Below are 14,826 nucleotides of genomic sequence, written 5' to 3' on the forward strand. Positions count from 1 at the left end.
ATTCGGAAATGGGTTTCTATCAATCGTCTTCGTCTTCGATGCCGCCAACCAGATGAACATTCTCCAAACCGCGTGGCGCCATATCATTTATAATGGTCAGGAAATCGGCCCCCACCAGGCGCTTGGCACGCTCCAGAAGTAGCGGCAGTGGGCTCGAGGGTTCCTCGCGCTTGTAATAGGCGATGATCCGGTCGATCGTGTTTGCCACATCGGTCGGCGAATTGATCGCGCCGGGCGCACCACCACCAACGGGGCGTGATGGGGCCGCAACGACATCCGCGCCGTCCGTCTCATCTTCCGTCGGGGTCGTCTGTTCCGTTTCTCCCATGCTACCATAAGATCGCATCTTTTGCGTCATCTGCCTCAAGAGCTTCAGGAGCGGGTCCAACTCTGGCCCCTGCCCCGGCGTCTGCTCATCGAAAACAGCCGAGATCGCCCGAATATTCGCTTCGATCGTCTCGATTGCGGAAAAACGCGCATTGAGGACATCGTCATCCGAATCCTGGAAGGCCGCACTGATCGTCGCCGTATCCGGGATGTGATCCATATGTGCCGGCGCCGCGATGAGGCCTTCCGCGATTTCGATATCCCGCATCGAGAACCGCCCAAAGCCCCGGCTCTCGGTCAACGCTGCCCGGCGCAGCGAGCGGTAGACCGGCGACGGCCCGCCCATGCCATCAGGTTGCCCGCAGATGTCCTGCACCGCATTCACCCGCATGGTGGGGTCGCCATCGTCCTCATCCAGCATCGGGTGGCAGGTGTCCCAGAACTCTTCGAGCATCCCCCGCATCAGGGTGGTGACATCGGCAAAGCCTTGCACCCCTTCTGATTGAAGAATTGCGTCAGAAAGGAAAACAGCTGCACGCAGGTCGTGGGCCCGCTCCAGAACGGCCAAAGCCTTGTTCTGAACTTCTCGATAGTCGGGGTCGGTCGCCGGCGTGACCTGATCACCAATAACCGTTTCTTCACCCGGTTGGGCCGCAAGTTCCATTTCCGTAAAGTCCGGATCATACTCCGGATCGGATCCGCTGGGGGCATCATCCCCCTTGGATTGCAACAGGATGCTCACATCCATTTTGCACTAACCCCCGTCAGCAAAGCGCTTTTTTGTTCTGTCGGAATTGTGAAGCATTCCCACGCCTGCCGCAACGGATAATACCGCGCAACAAAACAATAACTTGACGCAAAGTGAGCCTTGCCGAATGCTCAATGTCAATTGTTTTGAAAGGTTCAGGAGGGTCAGCCATGCAACCGACGCGTATCGAGGGCGGCGATATGAGGACCCTGGTGCGCGAGGGCGCCAAGCGGCGCACGAGTTTCGCCTTTTGCCTGGATGGCAAGAATGATCCGCTGTTGCTAATCCAGCCAGGCAGCAAACCCGAGAAGCTCCGGCCGCTGCTAAAGAAGGAAGGCGGTGGACCACCAATGACTTGGGGGACATTCGTCGTCCGCTCGGACGAGATGGAAATGATCTGTGAGCAGGCCCCTGCGAAGGCGGTCACAAACCTGAAACGGTTCCTGCGCGCCAATAAACCCAAAGTGAATGTGCTGTTTCGCGATGACGGTGGCAATCTGCTGGATAGCCTCAAACCGGAAAAGAGCAAAAATGACGCTGATGTAACGGCACTTGACGATGTGGACACCCCGGGAATCGACCCCAAGCTGGTCAAACCGCTGCTGGCACGCGCAAAGCGAATCAAACCAAGAATCGTTCAGGCCCCCGGTCCGCTTGAACGCAAACTGAAGCGCGGGCTGTCCAAAGCGCTCAGCCTGATCAACGCAGGCAAGCTGGAAGACGCGCAAACGCTGATCACCATGATCGAACAGGCGGTTGCCCGCATCGGTGCGGATCGCGAAGATGCCGACAGCAGCATGAAACGCGCCGACCGCGAACGTCAAACCCGACCGCTTGGCGCGGACCTGAAGCGTGCGAAGAAGTTGCGCACCTCGATGGGGCAGGTTGCCGGCGGCAAGCGGGAAAAGCTGGATCGAGCGCTCCGCGTTGCCGCCCGGCTCCTGAAGCAGCGGGATCATGACAAGGCGCGGGAGGTCATGGACCGTATCGAAGCCGCGCTCAGTGCCGCGATCTGAACCACCTGCCCTCCCCTTCTGAAAACGCCCAATCCAACGTCGGAGATCCAGAATGCGAAGCCCTCTTCCTGCCCTCCTCGTCGCTATCTCGATTGCGCTTTCGGGACCGGCGCTTGCCGACAGCGGCCGGCTCCTGGTCGAGCTCAACAAGACCGAGAGCATCGACGGCGGCGGTTGCCGTGCCTTTTTCTTGTTCCGCAATGAAACAGGAAAGAGCTTTGCAGGCTTTGAGATGTCCCTGGCTGTCCTGGACGCACGCGGGGTCATTGATCGGTTGCTTTCCATCGACGCTGCGCCATTGCCCGTGGCGCGCACCACGCTCAAGCTGTTCGAAATTCCGGACCTGAGTTGCACCGACATCTCCGAGGTGCTGCTCCATGACATGACCGCCTGCCAGCCTCAAAACGAGGAGGAGATGGATTGTTTCACGATCCTGGATCTGGCCTCCCGCTCAGACACGCGTTTGGTGAAATAGATATGGAGCGCCTGCTGGAAAACGTCGGCACCGGCGCACCAATCCTGTTGGTTCTCGCCATACTGTCTTTGCTGTCACTGACCATCATCATCGCCAAGGGTATCGAATTGCGCTCGGTCCTCTCGGGGGAGGACAAGCGGCGCGACGCGATCTCGCGCTGGCGCAAGAACGAGAAGCCCGATGCGCTCCGAATGATCGGAACTCAAACGCCGGCAGATCGCGTTCTGAACTTTGCGATGTCAGGTACCCTGGAGCGCCTGCGTCCTGCCCTGCTGCAATCGGAGCTTGAGCGCAGAGGCAGCGCCGAGCTTTTGACCCTCGCACACCGTCTCAGGATACTGGAGATTACCGCCATGATCTCCCCCCTGCTTGGGTTACTCGGCACCGTGCTGGGAATGATCCAGAGTTTCCAGGAACTTGAACTCGCAGAGGGCGCAGCCAATGCAGCGCTTCTTGCTGGGGGTATATGGCAGGCGTTGCTGACCACCGCCGCCGGTCTTCTGGTGGCGATCCCCGCCGCCATCGCAGCGGGTTTGTACTCCGCACGCATTGAACGGGTCGCCCAGAGCATCGAGCGCAGCATCGGTCAGTTTCTACTCGCCGAAGAGGCCACCCAGCCCGCAGGAGACGCCACACGCGAAGCCCCATGAAACTGAACCGGCCCGCACGCGCAACCAGCCTGATCTCTCTGGTGCCCATGATCGACGTTCTGTTGATCCTGCTGGTTTTCTTTATGGTGACATCGACGTATCTGAACCTGAACATGTTGCCGGTGCGAAATCCGGCCCCAAAATCAGGCGTTTCGGCCGGCGCTGATCCCGAGGTGATCTTGATCCGGCTGTCTGCCGAAGGCCGCGTCAGGATCGGGAACCGATACGTGGAGATGGGCCAGTTGCAGGAACACCTGCAGGACTTCACCGCGCGGCCGGACACGCTTCGGGTGCTGATCCTGCCCTCCGCCGCTGCAAGCACGCAATCCTTGGTTTCGGTTCTCGAGACGGTCGCCCAAGCAGATGTTCGGCAGGTTCAGATCCTGCGCCTGGAGGTGCAAAAATGAAGCTTGATCGACCCGCAAGCGGCGCCCGTGGCGAGCCCATTACAGCCCTGATCGATGTGGTGTTCTTTCTGTTGGTGTTCTTCATGCTGATCGGGCGTATGGACGCAACCGCGCCCTTTGACGTTGCGCCACCGATGGTCTCCAGCGCCGCCAGCCTACCCTCCGGCGGCGCGACACTCTCGGTTTCGGAACACGGCGCCTTGGCCCTGAATGGTGAGCCGGTCGATCAGGCCGCGGTGGCAAAGGCGCTCGCCACACTGCAGGACACCTCTGACGGCCTGCGACTGCGGATCAATGCCCATCGCGAGGCCAGCTTGCGACATGTCTTGCCCCTCTTATCAGTGGCCGAGGCCCAGGGTTTTGATGACATCGTTCTGATCGTCACGCCAAGCGGCGCGACAGTCAGGTGACTCTCGCCGAACAACATAACCCACCTGGATATACGCCCCTTGTGTGGAGCGTTGGGCTTTTGGGCTCGGTGGCTGCGAACGCAGCGCTGATTGCGCTTGTGTTGCTCAGCCTGCACCCCGCCCCCCCCCGGCATCATTCCGAAACACCGACCGAGCTTCAGGTCACTGCGCACAGCGTGCCACGCAGCAGCGCCTCCCCCTCCGACGCAAGCGGCGCCCCCCTTGACCCGGCAGAACAGAGTTCAAGCCCGGTGGGCGCAGGCCCGCTCCCCAGACGCCGGGCCGAGGCTGTCGAGATCGAGGCGCCTTCCGTGGCCACACCCACGCCGCAGGGCGCGCAATTGCCGGCGAGTGCGCCGCCCAGCTCTTCGCTTGCATCCAGCACCGGTGCTCCGACGAGGCTTTCATCGCAAGATGCCCCCCAAGAGGGAGTGACCTCGGGCTCTTTGCAGGCCACGCCGCTTGATACGGTCGTTCCGCACCGCACCGAAGCCGCGTCTGCAATCCCCTCAGCGGAAGCAGTGCGCGCCACCGAGGATATTGCCACACCTGAACTGTCTGCGGCGCTCCCCGTCAACGCGCAGCCGCTCGCCGACGTTCAAGAGGTGCGGACGGAAAAAACACCGGCGGAGACACCTGCCGCAGTGTCCCTGCACGCATCAGACCAACCGGCTGCCAGGCTGGATGCCACATTGATCCCTGCCCCCGATCTGGAAACTCTTGCTCAATCCGGGCAATCCATCGCGACACTTCCCGCATCCGAGGTGGCATCCTCTCGGCCTGCCGCACAAGCCAACTCCGAGAAGATCACCGCCGCGCTGGCGTTTGTGGGCACCTCCTCTGGTGATGTCGATCCGCAATCCTTGGCCGCATTTCGCGCCTTTCAGGCCCCCGGCCCTGCGGATCAGGTGGTCCGGGACGGTCTGGCCGCGCAACTCGCCGCCCTGCCCTGCGCGCGGGTGCAACTCGCATTCGATCCGGAGACTGCCACCTTGAATGCCACCGGGCACATCCCCGATGGCGCATTGCGTCCCGAGATCCTCAACGCTTTGCAGGCACAAATGGGGAGCGACATCGCGGTATCGGACAGTCTTCGTATCCTGCCACCACCACAATGCGGCGCGCTTTCTGCCATCTCGGACCTTGGCCTGCCGCAAAGCACAGATCAGACAACGGATCCGCGTCTGATTGGGCAGGACACCTATGCACGTGCCCTGACCTTCTCTGGTGGGCAACAGCTCTATTTCAACCTCACCGCACCCGATTATCCGGCCTATGTGTACGTCGACTATTTCGACGCCACCGGAAACGTCATTCATCTAAGGCCAAATGCATACGCCCCGCTGACGTTGATCCCACCTGCCGAACAGCTCCATGTGGGCGCGCGCGCCGCAGCGGACACCGGTTTGCAGATCACGGTTGGGCCACCCTATGGTCAGGAAATCGTCGTCGCCTTTGCCAGCTCACACCCGCTCTACCCGGATACCGCTCTGCGACCGCTCTCCGAACCCGCATCGCCGTATCTATCCGACCTGAAGAGCGCCATTGCCGCCGCCCGCGCACAACATGCTGATTTCAAAGGCGAATGGGTATATTTCCTCGTGGTCACGCAAGCGCCCTGACCACGCGCGTCAGTCGCAGTCGCCCGTCGCCCAGCTCCGCAGTGCCCGCTTCATCACGCCGCCGAAAGGATGCTGCTTTGAAAGGGAGCGCTGAAGGTCGGCCGTCAGATAGGTCCGCGCCTGTGTGCACAGCGCATCGCGCGTCCAGTTGTGGCAATTGCTACAGCTTTGCTCCTTCCAGTATTCCTCGGGCAAACCGGCCACCGGCGGAAAGAGCGGAGATTGTTGCACCAGATGCTCCAGCGTCAGCCCATTGACCTGCTCCAGGTCGCTCTTGAGCGCACTGGTAAAGGAAATAGGACCTGTCTCGATCTGCTCGGACAGTGGCTCATCCATCAGGCTTGTGGTCACCGTTGGAACCCCGCCGAGATCGAGATCGGCACCGGCGCCGGTTTGGCGCGCCGCAAGCTCGACCTCTGCGAGCTCCTGATACCGCCCATCCGGAAAGGCCTGGAGATAAGCTTCGAGGGCGGCTGTACCAGCCTCGTTATGCGCCGCTTCGAACATCGCCGTTTCATCCGTTATCGGATGGCTGCCCTGGGCCGACTCGTCCGTGTTGGACCGATGCGAGATCTCCGCCAGCAAGGCGCGCGCATCGGCCGCATAGGGGCTCTTCCCATAGGACCGCAGGAAGAGCATCAACTGAACCGCATCGCGGCTCTCCCGCGCGAGGTTCCAAAGCTCACGCTCGGCAATCGCCGCATTGGAGCGTGGCTCGGCCACGGATGAAACTTTGTTGAACACAAAATCGCTGACAAGCGAGCTGCTGTCCCAAGGCGTCTGGCGACCGTCGGTCGCCTCCAGAACGGACCGGCGCACCTGCTTCAGCACCTGTTCGATTGGCTGATTGGCGACGGTCATCTCCCGCGCCAGCGCTTCTGTGAAGGGGCTATTGCCCTCGACACCATCAAGCGCCACCGCACCGGGCGCCGTCGCATAGGCAAGAAAGGTCCCGGTTGGGGCCTGCATTTCTGCCAGACCATTGTCATTCAGGTCAGCGACGCTCACAAAAGGGTTGTTGCGGCACGCATCGAGGATCACGATGTTGGTGGCGTTTCGGGCCGATGCCATCTGACGCAGGACGGATTGCGCCTCGACGGCCACGAGATCTAGATCCGCCGCATCACTCAGCGCCACATCCACCGGCAGCAGGTAATTGTTGCCAAAGCTCTGCACCCCATGGCCTGCGTAGTAAAACAGGCCGACGGCGCTTTCATCCTTGGCACGAAGCGCACGCCCGAATTGCGCAATGCCCCGCTTCAACTCCACCTGAGTTGCATCGGTGATCAGCGTCACCTCAAAGCCCAGTTCCTCAAGCGAGTCCGCTATCAGCTCTGCATCGTGGACGGGGTTCTCCAATGCCGTCACCGACCCATAGGCCGAATTCCCGACAACCAGCGCCATACGGTCCGCGGCATGCAAAAGGCCAGCCCAAAGGATGAGCCACAGGGTTGTCGCTGCAAGGAGCCACATCGGCAGGTTCAGACGTCGAGGAATCACGGGTATCTTTCGGTTTGGCCACGGGATCAGTTGCCCACCCCTGAATGCTCGGGACGGTGGGCAAGACCAGTATGGCACGCTTTTCTCAACGTGTAATTTACATGTCTTTGCAATTCGAGACCACACGGCGCGCATTGTGCTGTTAGCTCACTGCGCTGGAAATGCTACACTGGCCATCAGGATGCTCCGCAGCGCCAGACCCAAAGGAACCCCAGGCATGAAAAAACGCCTTTACCTATTGTTTTTATTTACTTTTCTATTCTCTCCCATCCTCGCGACGGCCAATCCCTTTGCCGGCGGGTGGCGACTGCAGACCGATCAGTCCAACATCGGCTTCCTGTCCGTCAAAAAAGGGACAATTGCGGAATACAGTGGTTTTGCGTCGTTCTCCGGAGCAATTGACCCCACGGGGACAGCCAAAATCTCTGTCGCCCTGGATTCGGTGGACACCAAAATCGACCTCCGCAACGTCCGCATGCGGTTTCTGTTCTTTGAAACATTCAAGCATAGCGAGGCCGTGATCGAAACATCGCTTGCACCAGAACAGGTGGCCAATCTTGCAGAGATGCGGAGAAAGACCATCGACTTGTCGGTCGACCTCACGCTGCACGGGGTAGAAGCAAATGTCACGGCTCCTGTTGCGGTGACATTGCTGGACGACAATACAGTGAACGTCGCAACAGTTCAGCCGATCATTCTGTCCCTCGCCGATTTTGATCTGCTGGGCGGGCTGGCGAAACTTGAAGAAGCTGCCAATGTCACCATCACCCCTGTGGGGATCGTCAGCCTCGACCTGACTTTTACCCGCACGGGAACGGACACCGAGGTTGCCGCGATAGACGCACCCTCGGCAGGCAAGAGCGCTGCGCTGGAAACCTCTGGCACCTTCAACCGAGAGGAATGCGTTGGCCGCTTCGAGATTTTGTCGCAAAGCCGCAGCCTGAACTTCCCGCCGAATACGGCGGCCATCACCGACGATGCCAGTGCGTTTCTTGATGTGCTGGCAGATGTGGTGAACCGATGCCCGGACATGAAAGTCGAGGTCGGAGGACATACAGATTCTTGGGGCAAAGCGGCCTGGAACCTCGAGCTGAGCCGACAGAGGGCGGTGGCTGTCGCCAAATACCTGATCTCCAAAGGCGCGGCACAATCCCGGTTGGTCCCCGTTGGATATGGTGAAACCAGCCCGCTTGTCGACAACAATACCCTTGAAAATCGCGCCAAGAACCGTCGCATCGAGTTCAAGGTACTGAATTAAAAAGCGGCGCTGTCCCCGCGGGGACAGCGCCACTCATAGCACGCAAAGCCGGGACCTACTCTTCCAGTTCCGCAAAGAACGCGTGGATCGCCGCTTCCAGCTTGCGTTGATCTACGCCCGAGAAGTCACGCTCCATCGCCATTTCAATTCGACCATTGCGGGCCTGACACCGCACTGTCCCCGCGGGGACAGTGCATCGCAATGTGGTCTTGGCCTGCCCGCCCGGAGCCGCCTTCGCCGCCCCATCAGTGGTTTGCTCTGAACTTGCAGTACGCCCAGCTCCTTGGCCGCGGCCCGCCAACCATGTCTTCAGAACCTCCAGTTCATCGTCGTGGGTTTCAGCGGCAGCGACGCGAAGGCGGCTCCGTAGCTCAGCGCAGGCGGCCTCATCCGCCAACAAGGCGCGCCGCAGATCCAGCCCCAGGTTTCTGGAGATCGCCTCCGGGAAGCGCAGCTCCGCCCCCAACAGATCAAGCAGCTCTGCGAAGTTGCGAATGTAGACCCGTTTCTGGCGCCCGGCCGATGCATAAAGCGTCGCAACCGCAGCATCCAGATCCGGGGCCTCGGTCTCCGGGTCTTCACAGTAGGACACGGCCAACTGCGCCATTTCGGCAAAGGAAATGTCCCGACGCACGAGGTTCTCATCGACCATGCGCCGGTAGAGCCCTTGCAGCGTTTCACCGCGCGCAACCAGGCCAGCCGGGATCGCTGCAAACTCTTCATCACCGGTTTCCTGAAGCAGTTCACGATAGGCCGACATACGGCGAAACCCCTGAACCAGCTGATACCCATCGCCGTCTTCCTCCACCCGGATCGGGTTCGAAAGCCCGATGGTACGAATGGACTCCTTCAGCTCTGCCAGTTCAGGATCGATTTTGGCCGACCTGTCCCGCGTCAGCTTGGTGACTTTGATTTGATCGAGCGGGATCCGATCAACCACGAGCCCCAGCTTCTTCAGGCGCACAAACTCATGTGCGAGCCTGTCGTTCTCGGCGCGAATGGTCTGCTCGACCTCAGCACGCGCGCGCAAGGCTTCGGCGTTTTCGGAAATCGCTTTGGCCATCGGACCGCGTCGGTGTTCCGGGGAAGCGACCGCATCCTCGGCATCAGCCTTCTCCGTCCCCGCGGGGACAGCCGGTTCATCCGGGAAATCGATATCAAAGACTCTGCGCTTACTCATGCCTCATCCTCCAATTTCTCCCAGGCCTCGAGGACATTGCCACGAAATTCTTCATAGGCTTTGTCAAAGGAGACACGCGCGCGGCGCCACGTTTCCCGCGTCATATCCCGATAGTCGATCTCATAGATCGAACTGAGGAACCGTCCGGATTGCTCTACCGCACGGGTCATCTCGATCGGGTGTTCGGTCATGCGATCTCCGAACACTTTCATGAATGCGGACCGCATGGCACGATGAAGATCATTCCCGGATTCATACCGCGTCAACAGGAAGCGCACATCCTGGAACACCTTCGGCAGATTGAACGTCCCTGTGGGGACAACGCCATTGAAGGCCGAAAGGTCTTCCAGCGCTTCGGAAAGCTGACCGATGAAAGACGTCGTGGAATCATATTCCCAGTACCCGGGGCCGGAGGGGACATAGAGCATATCGGCAGCAAAAACCGCGTTCATCGACTGGTAACCGATAGCCGGTGGGCAATCGAAAATCATCATGTCGTAGTCATCACTCGGAAGCTGATCGAGATACCGCGACACGGCCGCAAAGAAAGACCACTCCGGATTGAGATGGCGGTATTGCGCGGATGCAAATTCGACAAAGGCGGCGTTCGCGCAGGACGGGATCACATCGATCGTTGGCCAGCTGGTCGGTTTGACAAAGTCGGAAATCCTCAGATCCTGCAGCCCCATGCCGGTGATGGAGGAAGGCAGTCGCCGCTCGGGCAGGGCAGATCCACTCTCAGCCCCGCGCACAGAGGCATTCATGCGTTCCGTCTCGCGCACCAGGTCCCGCGCCATGATCCCCCAGACCGTGTAATCCTCTGCCACGTCCGACAACCCCATGGAGTGCGACAGCGTCGCCTGCGGATCAAAGTCCACACAGAGCACACGATAGCCATCCAGCGCGGCGGCATGGGCAAAGTGCAAAGCAACCGTCGATTTTCCGGCTCCGCCCTTGAAGTTCGAAATGGCGACGCGGATTGCGCGCTTGCCCGCAGGCCGGCCCGGCATCAGCGATTTCCTGTTGATCTTGATGCGGCGGCGCAGCTCGTTGATTTCATCCAATGAGTACCATCGCTGGCGCCCGTCTTCCTCCACATGCCCTTGAGGCAGGCTCGGATCAGCGGCCAGTCGTCCACGTAGGGTGGACTGGTTCACCTTGAATATCAGCTCGGCAACTTCCCAACTGGAGAACCGTCGAAGGGTCTTTTCCATCTCTGGTGAAAAGGTCTGCTGCCGGATCCAGCTCTGCATCTTCAAAGATTGCGCCTGAAGCGCCGCAAGGTCTTCATGGGTGTACATTCACTGCTCCTCGAATGGCGAGCGCCCCGATTTGGACGCTTTTTCTACCTCGACTTCCATTTACGCCGGATTTGCAAAAAACGCAAAAACAAATATCATCGGTTTTAGCGTCCTGTCCCCGTGGGGACATCCTTGCGCCAAAGCAGGGAAAGACTCTGATTTTGACCGCGAAACGCGCGAGCACAGGCTCTGTGTGCCCTTCGCACCGATTCGCTGTTGCGTGCTGTCGGCCGCTGCGACTCTTGGTGCACTTAGGTGTGAATTAGGGGGACAGATATTCCGCTACCCCGCCTGAATAGGGGACATAAGGGACGCACTAGGGGACGTATGGAATGTCCCCCAATACCATTGATACCTAATTTTCTTTTCGAAAATGGTATGTGCTCAGCTCACCACTTAGAGACAGGCTTGACAGAATCGTCGAACTGGACGCAAATCTGTACCCATCAACAAATAACGCTGAGTTGCGGTGCAGGCCTCAACTCGCAACCCGGACGCAAAGCTCGGGATACAGGCAGACACACCGTTCTCTGAAATGAGAACGCCGGACAGTGAGAGCAGCCAATGCTGGTCAGGCAACCTTCGGGTCGTGGAGCATCCGCGATCAAGTATGACATCCTTACTGCGATGGGCGCCTATGCCTTGTCACAGAGCAAGGCCCGACAGGTACTGGTTCTTCGATTTCTCACTTTGGTGACTGCCCGCTACAACTGGCAACGAGACCAACTCGCCGTTGGTCAGCGAGAGATTGCCAGACTATGGAATGTTGATGAACGTACAGTCAAACGGGATCTCGCCAAGCTAAGGTCAATGGGGTGGATCGTGGTAACCCGGCAAGGGGCCCGGGGCCGGGTCTCGGAATATGCTCTGGACTTTGATCGCATCCTTGGCGATTCGGAACCTCGATGGCAGGCCGTAGGCCCCGATTATGCGCATCGTATGAAAGGGCAGGGCGGAGACGTTGACCCCAAAGTCATTCCTCTGAAGACGACTAGTGTCGTTGCAGCGCCGAACACAGAGGATGGCTGTGAATGGTCATTGGCGCAAGCGATCCTGCATCGTGATGACCCGGCCACTTATGCCTCTTGGCTGCAAAAACTGCAGCGTGAGGGCAGGGCAGGGGACCGCTTGATCCTCCGCGCACCGAGCCGGTTCCACGCGTCCTACGTCATGTCACATTTGCAAACCAAGGTGGTCGCCGCCTGTCGCGAAGTCGACGATACCATTTCAGCCGTCGTGATCGATGTGTGAGTGCGCTTCCCTTTTGTCGCACACTTGTATAACAAGAAGGTGCGGAAACCAGGCGACACTGGGCCATGTCTGTGTTTGCAGTAGGGAATGGGCAGATGAGAACAACATCGATCACGCAGCGTTTGGCTGGCCTCGGCGGGGCCAAATGGGATTTGCACCTCGCAGCGCGAGAGCGTGCTGAACGCGGCGAGCAGATCATCGAAATGACGATCGGTGAACCGGATGTTCCGTTGCCGGATGTGCTCGCGGATGCGGCGATCAGCGCCTTGCGGGCTGGCCGTACTCAGTACTCCAATGGACGCGGTGAAAACGGGTTGCGCGATGCCCTCGCCGAGGTCTACTCGGCCCGCCGCGGACAGCTTTTTGACCGAGACCACGTGTTGTGCTTCCCCGGGACGCAAACCGCGCTTTACGCGGTTTTTCAGGGCGTTGCAGAAGCCGGAGACGAGGTTCTTGTGGGGGATCCGCTTTATGCCACCTATGAGGGCGTGATCAGAGCAACCGGCGCCGAGATGGTATCCGTTCCCTTGCGCCCGGAGCATGGTTTCCGGATGCAGGCAGACGATGTCGCAAGCCGAATTACCGACAGGACCCGTGCCATCCTCCTCAACACCCCGCATAATCCGACCGGGGCGATCCTGCGCCGCGAGGACTTGGAAGCATTGGCTGATTTGGCACGGGCGCACGATCTCTGGCTGATCTCCGACGAAGTCTACGAGGATCTGGTCTTTGAGGGCAGTTCCTTTCTGTCCCCCCTTTCATTGCCCGAAGTCGCTGATCGGGTGATTGCTGTGTCGTCGATTTCCAAGTCACATGCTGCTCCCGGGTTGCGCAGCGGCTGGGCGATCGGACCAAAGCCCTTCATGACCGCGCTGCTCCCCGTGTCCGAAACCATGCTGTTCGGCAATCAACCCTTTATCGCGGATATGACAGAGCAGGCGGTTCGGAACGGGTCGCCGGTCGCTGAGGGAATGCGTCAACGGTTCGCCAGACGTGCGACCTATCTGGCTGACCGTCTGGAAACCGAAACCCGCTTGCGTGTGCACCGGCCGGAAGCGGGCATGTTTGCCTTGGTGAATGTACGCCCCTTGGGTATGGATTGTGATCGCTTTGCCTGGGCACTTCTGGAACAGGCCGGGGTGGCGGTGATGCCGGGATCCTCCTTTGGCGAACACATGCAAGATTGGGTTCGCTTGGCGCTCACCATAGATGATGCCACGTTGACCCAGGCCGTGGACCGGATTTCCGAGTTTGCCACAGCCGTGTCTGCCGCAGCCGAATAGGGCAGGGGGCCACAAATCGAAACCAGCCAGTTGAAACACGGGCGCGCAGCGTTTTATGAGGAGTGACTTCGGGCCATCAGCGCCCGATACCCTCAGGAGCGCCTGCAATGACCGACAGTTCCCCGCCTGGTGAGAAGATTTGTGTAATCGGCTTGGGCTATGTCGGGCTGCCTCTGGCTGTCGAATTTGGTCGCAGTCGTCCGGTTGTCGGATTTGACATCGACGAAGGGCGGATCGAGGAACTGCGCCGGGGCGTTGATCGCACCTGCGAACTCGACCAGAGCGCCTTGACTCAGGCGTGCCATCTTACGCTGAGTGCATCGGAAGCGCATATTGCTGACGCCAAGGTGTTTATCGTGACGGTGCCAACGCCGATCGATACCACGCGTCGCCCCGACCTTGGACCGCTCCTCGCGGCGAGCAGAACCGTCGGACGGGCGCTGAAGCCCGGGGATACGGTCATTTTTGAATCGACGGTGTATCCCGGCGCAACCGAGGAAGACTGCGTGCCGATACTGGAAGAGATGTCTGGCCTGACATTCAATCAAGACTTCGGCGTGGGCTATAGCCCCGAACGCATCAACCCGGGAGATAAGACCCGGCGTTTGCCGGATATTGTCAAAGTCACTTCCGGATCCTCTGCGGCGACCGCGGAGAAAGTTGATGCGCTTTACGCCAGCATTATCACGGCCGGAACCCATCGTGCGGAGAGCATCCGTGTCGCAGAGGCAGCCAAGGTGATTGAAAACAGCCAGCGCGACATCAACATTGCCTTGATCAACGAACTGGCGATGATTTTCAACCGAATGGAGATCGATACCGAAGCGGTGTTGCGCGCGGCGGCGACCAAGTGGAATTTTCTCAATTTCCGGCCGGGGCTTGTTGGCGGGCACTGTATCGGCGTTGATCCATACTATCTGACCCACAAGGCGCAGGAGGTGGGGTATCATCCGGAAATTCTGCTGTCGGGGCGGCGGCTGAACGATGGCATGGGCGCCTATGTTGCCCAGCAGATGATCAAGGCGATGTTGCAGCGACGCGTGCATGTGGTGGATGCGCGAGTGCTGGTCATGGGCTTGGCGTTCAAGGAAAACTGCCCGGATCTGCGCAATACCCGCGTTGTCGATGTGATTTCCGGGTTGCAGGAGTTCGGCGTTGCGGTGGACGTGTTTGATCCGCATGTGGATCCGGCTGAAGCGCGCGATGAGTATGGTCTCGAACTTCTGTCGGCGCTGCCTCGCGACACATATGATGGGGTTGTCCTCGCAGTTGCTCATGAGGAATTTCGGCAGATGGGCAGCGCGGAGATCCGGGCGCTCGGGAAACCGGGTGCGGTTCTCTACGACTTGAAATACCTGTTGGCTGCGGACGAAACAGACTTGCGGCTGTAGTCGCCAG

At 59.6% G+C, this 14,826-nt stretch carries 15 protein-coding genes; 10 read left to right on the plus strand and 5 right to left on the minus strand.

Going from position 1 to position 14,826, the window contains the following annotated elements; genetic code table 11:
• Positions 1–19: 19 nt before the first annotated feature.
• A complete protein-coding gene (gene tssA, locus MHM97_RS18625; protein ID WP_239324291.1) occupies positions 20–1,075 on the minus strand; it encodes a type VI secretion system protein TssA in 1,056 nt (351 codons plus the stop codon).
• A gap of 113 nt (positions 1,076–1,188) precedes the next feature.
• Here tssA and MHM97_RS18630 point away from each other — a divergent pair, with 113 nt between their 5' ends.
• Genes MHM97_RS18630 through MHM97_RS18650 form a run of 5 tightly spaced genes read left to right on the plus strand, consistent with a single transcriptional unit; the run spans position 1,189 to position 4,033 of the window.
• Positions 1,189–2,091 (plus strand): hypothetical protein, encoded by a 903-nt coding sequence (locus tag MHM97_RS18630; RefSeq protein ID WP_239324293.1) that lies wholly within the window; start codon positions 1,189–1,191, stop codon positions 2,089–2,091.
• A 52-nt stretch (positions 2,092–2,143) separates the two neighbouring features.
• Entirely contained in the window at positions 2,144–2,566 is a 423-nt protein-coding gene (locus MHM97_RS18635; protein WP_239324294.1) for a hypothetical protein, read from the plus strand.
• 2 nt (positions 2,567–2,568) lie between these two features.
• On the plus strand, positions 2,569–3,216 hold the full coding sequence (locus tag MHM97_RS18640) for a MotA/TolQ/ExbB proton channel family protein (RefSeq protein WP_239324295.1): 648 nt from the start codon (positions 2,569–2,571) through the stop codon (positions 3,214–3,216).
• Positions 3,213–3,623, plus strand: a complete 411-nt coding sequence (locus tag MHM97_RS18645) for an ExbD/TolR family protein (RefSeq protein WP_239324296.1) — start codon at positions 3,213–3,215, stop codon at positions 3,621–3,623. Before MHM97_RS18640 ends, MHM97_RS18645 begins: the two co-directional genes overlap by 4 nt.
• A complete protein-coding gene (locus MHM97_RS18650) occupies positions 3,620–4,033 on the plus strand; it encodes an ExbD/TolR family protein (RefSeq protein ID WP_239324297.1) in 414 nt (137 codons plus the stop codon). The genes MHM97_RS18645 and MHM97_RS18650 overlap by 4 nt, the downstream gene beginning before the upstream one ends.
• A 157-nt stretch (positions 4,034–4,190) precedes the next feature.
• On the opposite strand, the gene MHM97_RS18655 is transcribed toward MHM97_RS18650, so the two are convergent.
• The gene (locus MHM97_RS18655; protein ID WP_239324298.1) at positions 4,191–4,418 is read right to left on the minus strand and encodes a hypothetical protein; all 228 of its coding nucleotides are present in this window, start codon (positions 4,416–4,418) and stop codon (positions 4,191–4,193) included.
• A gap of 46 nt (positions 4,419–4,464) precedes the next feature.
• Between MHM97_RS18655 and MHM97_RS22905 the strand changes: the two genes are divergently transcribed.
• Positions 4,465–5,655 (plus strand): DUF4384 domain-containing protein, encoded by a 1,191-nt coding sequence (locus tag MHM97_RS22905; protein ID WP_239324299.1) that lies wholly within the window; start codon positions 4,465–4,467, stop codon positions 5,653–5,655.
• A 9-nt stretch (positions 5,656–5,664) separates the two neighbouring features.
• Here MHM97_RS22905 and MHM97_RS18665 read toward each other — a convergent pair whose 3' ends face one another.
• Positions 5,665–7,155, minus strand: coding sequence for a caspase family protein (locus tag MHM97_RS18665; protein WP_239324300.1), 1,491 nt, complete (start codon positions 7,153–7,155; stop codon positions 5,665–5,667).
• A 217-nt stretch (positions 7,156–7,372) separates the two neighbouring features.
• Between MHM97_RS18665 and MHM97_RS18670 the strand changes: the two genes are divergently transcribed.
• Positions 7,373–8,413: an OmpA family protein gene (locus tag MHM97_RS18670; RefSeq protein ID WP_239324301.1), complete on the plus strand. Its 1,041-nt coding sequence runs from the start codon at positions 7,373–7,375 to the stop codon at positions 8,411–8,413.
• Positions 8,414–8,468: 55 nt separating this feature from the next.
• Here the strand turns inward: MHM97_RS18670 and MHM97_RS18675 are convergent, their stop codons facing one another.
• Entirely contained in the window at positions 8,469–9,593 is a 1,125-nt protein-coding gene (locus MHM97_RS18675) for a ParB/RepB/Spo0J family partition protein (protein ID WP_239324303.1), read from the minus strand.
• Positions 9,590–10,894: an AAA family ATPase gene (locus MHM97_RS18680; RefSeq protein WP_239324305.1), complete on the minus strand. Its 1,305-nt coding sequence runs from the start codon at positions 10,892–10,894 to the stop codon at positions 9,590–9,592. Before MHM97_RS18680 ends, MHM97_RS18675 begins: the two co-directional genes overlap by 4 nt.
• Before the next feature lie 564 nt (positions 10,895–11,458).
• Between MHM97_RS18680 and MHM97_RS18685 the strand changes: the two genes are divergently transcribed.
• From MHM97_RS18685 to tviB, 3 genes are all read left to right on the plus strand, one after another.
• Positions 11,459–12,145, plus strand: coding sequence for a hypothetical protein (locus MHM97_RS18685; protein WP_239324307.1), 687 nt, complete (start codon positions 11,459–11,461; stop codon positions 12,143–12,145).
• A gap of 95 nt (positions 12,146–12,240) precedes the next feature.
• Positions 12,241–13,428: a pyridoxal phosphate-dependent aminotransferase gene (locus tag MHM97_RS18690; RefSeq protein WP_239324309.1), complete on the plus strand. Its 1,188-nt coding sequence runs from the start codon at positions 12,241–12,243 to the stop codon at positions 13,426–13,428.
• 107 nt (positions 13,429–13,535) lie between these two features.
• Complete coding sequence (gene tviB / locus MHM97_RS18695; RefSeq protein ID WP_239324311.1) at positions 13,536–14,819, plus strand: Vi polysaccharide biosynthesis UDP-N-acetylglucosamine C-6 dehydrogenase TviB; 1,284 nt, start codon at positions 13,536–13,538, stop codon at positions 14,817–14,819.
• The last annotated feature ends 7 nt before the right edge of the window (positions 14,820–14,826 follow it).

This window comes from Epibacterium sp. Ofav1-8, assembly GCF_022348185.1.
GTDB lineage: Bacteria > Pseudomonadota > Alphaproteobacteria > Rhodobacterales > Rhodobacteraceae > Epibacterium.

Bases quoted from the DNA above. Each gene is read 5' to 3' on its own strand.
- tssA (WP_239324291.1), bottom strand. From the start codon at position 1,075: ATGGATGTGAGCATCCTGTTGCAATCCAAGGGGGATGATGCCCCCAGC.
- MHM97_RS18635 (WP_239324294.1), top strand. From the start codon at position 2,144: ATGCGAAGCCCTCTTCCTGCCCTCCTCGTCGCTATCTCGATTGCGCTT.
- MHM97_RS18640 (WP_239324295.1), top strand. From the start codon at position 2,569: ATGGAGCGCCTGCTGGAAAACGTCGGCACCGGCGCACCAATCCTGTTG.
- MHM97_RS18645 (WP_239324296.1), top strand. From the start codon at position 3,213: ATGAAACTGAACCGGCCCGCACGCGCAACCAGCCTGATCTCTCTGGTG.
- MHM97_RS18650 (WP_239324297.1), top strand. From the start codon at position 3,620: ATGAAGCTTGATCGACCCGCAAGCGGCGCCCGTGGCGAGCCCATTACA.
- MHM97_RS18670 (WP_239324301.1), top strand. From the start codon at position 7,373: ATGAAAAAACGCCTTTACCTATTGTTTTTATTTACTTTTCTATTCTCT.
- MHM97_RS18675 (WP_239324303.1), bottom strand. From the start codon at position 9,593: ATGAGTAAGCGCAGAGTCTTTGATATCGATTTCCCGGATGAACCGGCT.
- MHM97_RS18680 (WP_239324305.1), bottom strand. From the start codon at position 10,894: ATGTACACCCATGAAGACCTTGCGGCGCTTCAGGCGCAATCTTTGAAG.
- MHM97_RS18685 (WP_239324307.1), top strand. From the start codon at position 11,459: ATGCTGGTCAGGCAACCTTCGGGTCGTGGAGCATCCGCGATCAAGTAT.
- MHM97_RS18690 (WP_239324309.1), top strand. From the start codon at position 12,241: ATGAGAACAACATCGATCACGCAGCGTTTGGCTGGCCTCGGCGGGGCC.
- tviB (WP_239324311.1), top strand. From the start codon at position 13,536: ATGACCGACAGTTCCCCGCCTGGTGAGAAGATTTGTGTAATCGGCTTG.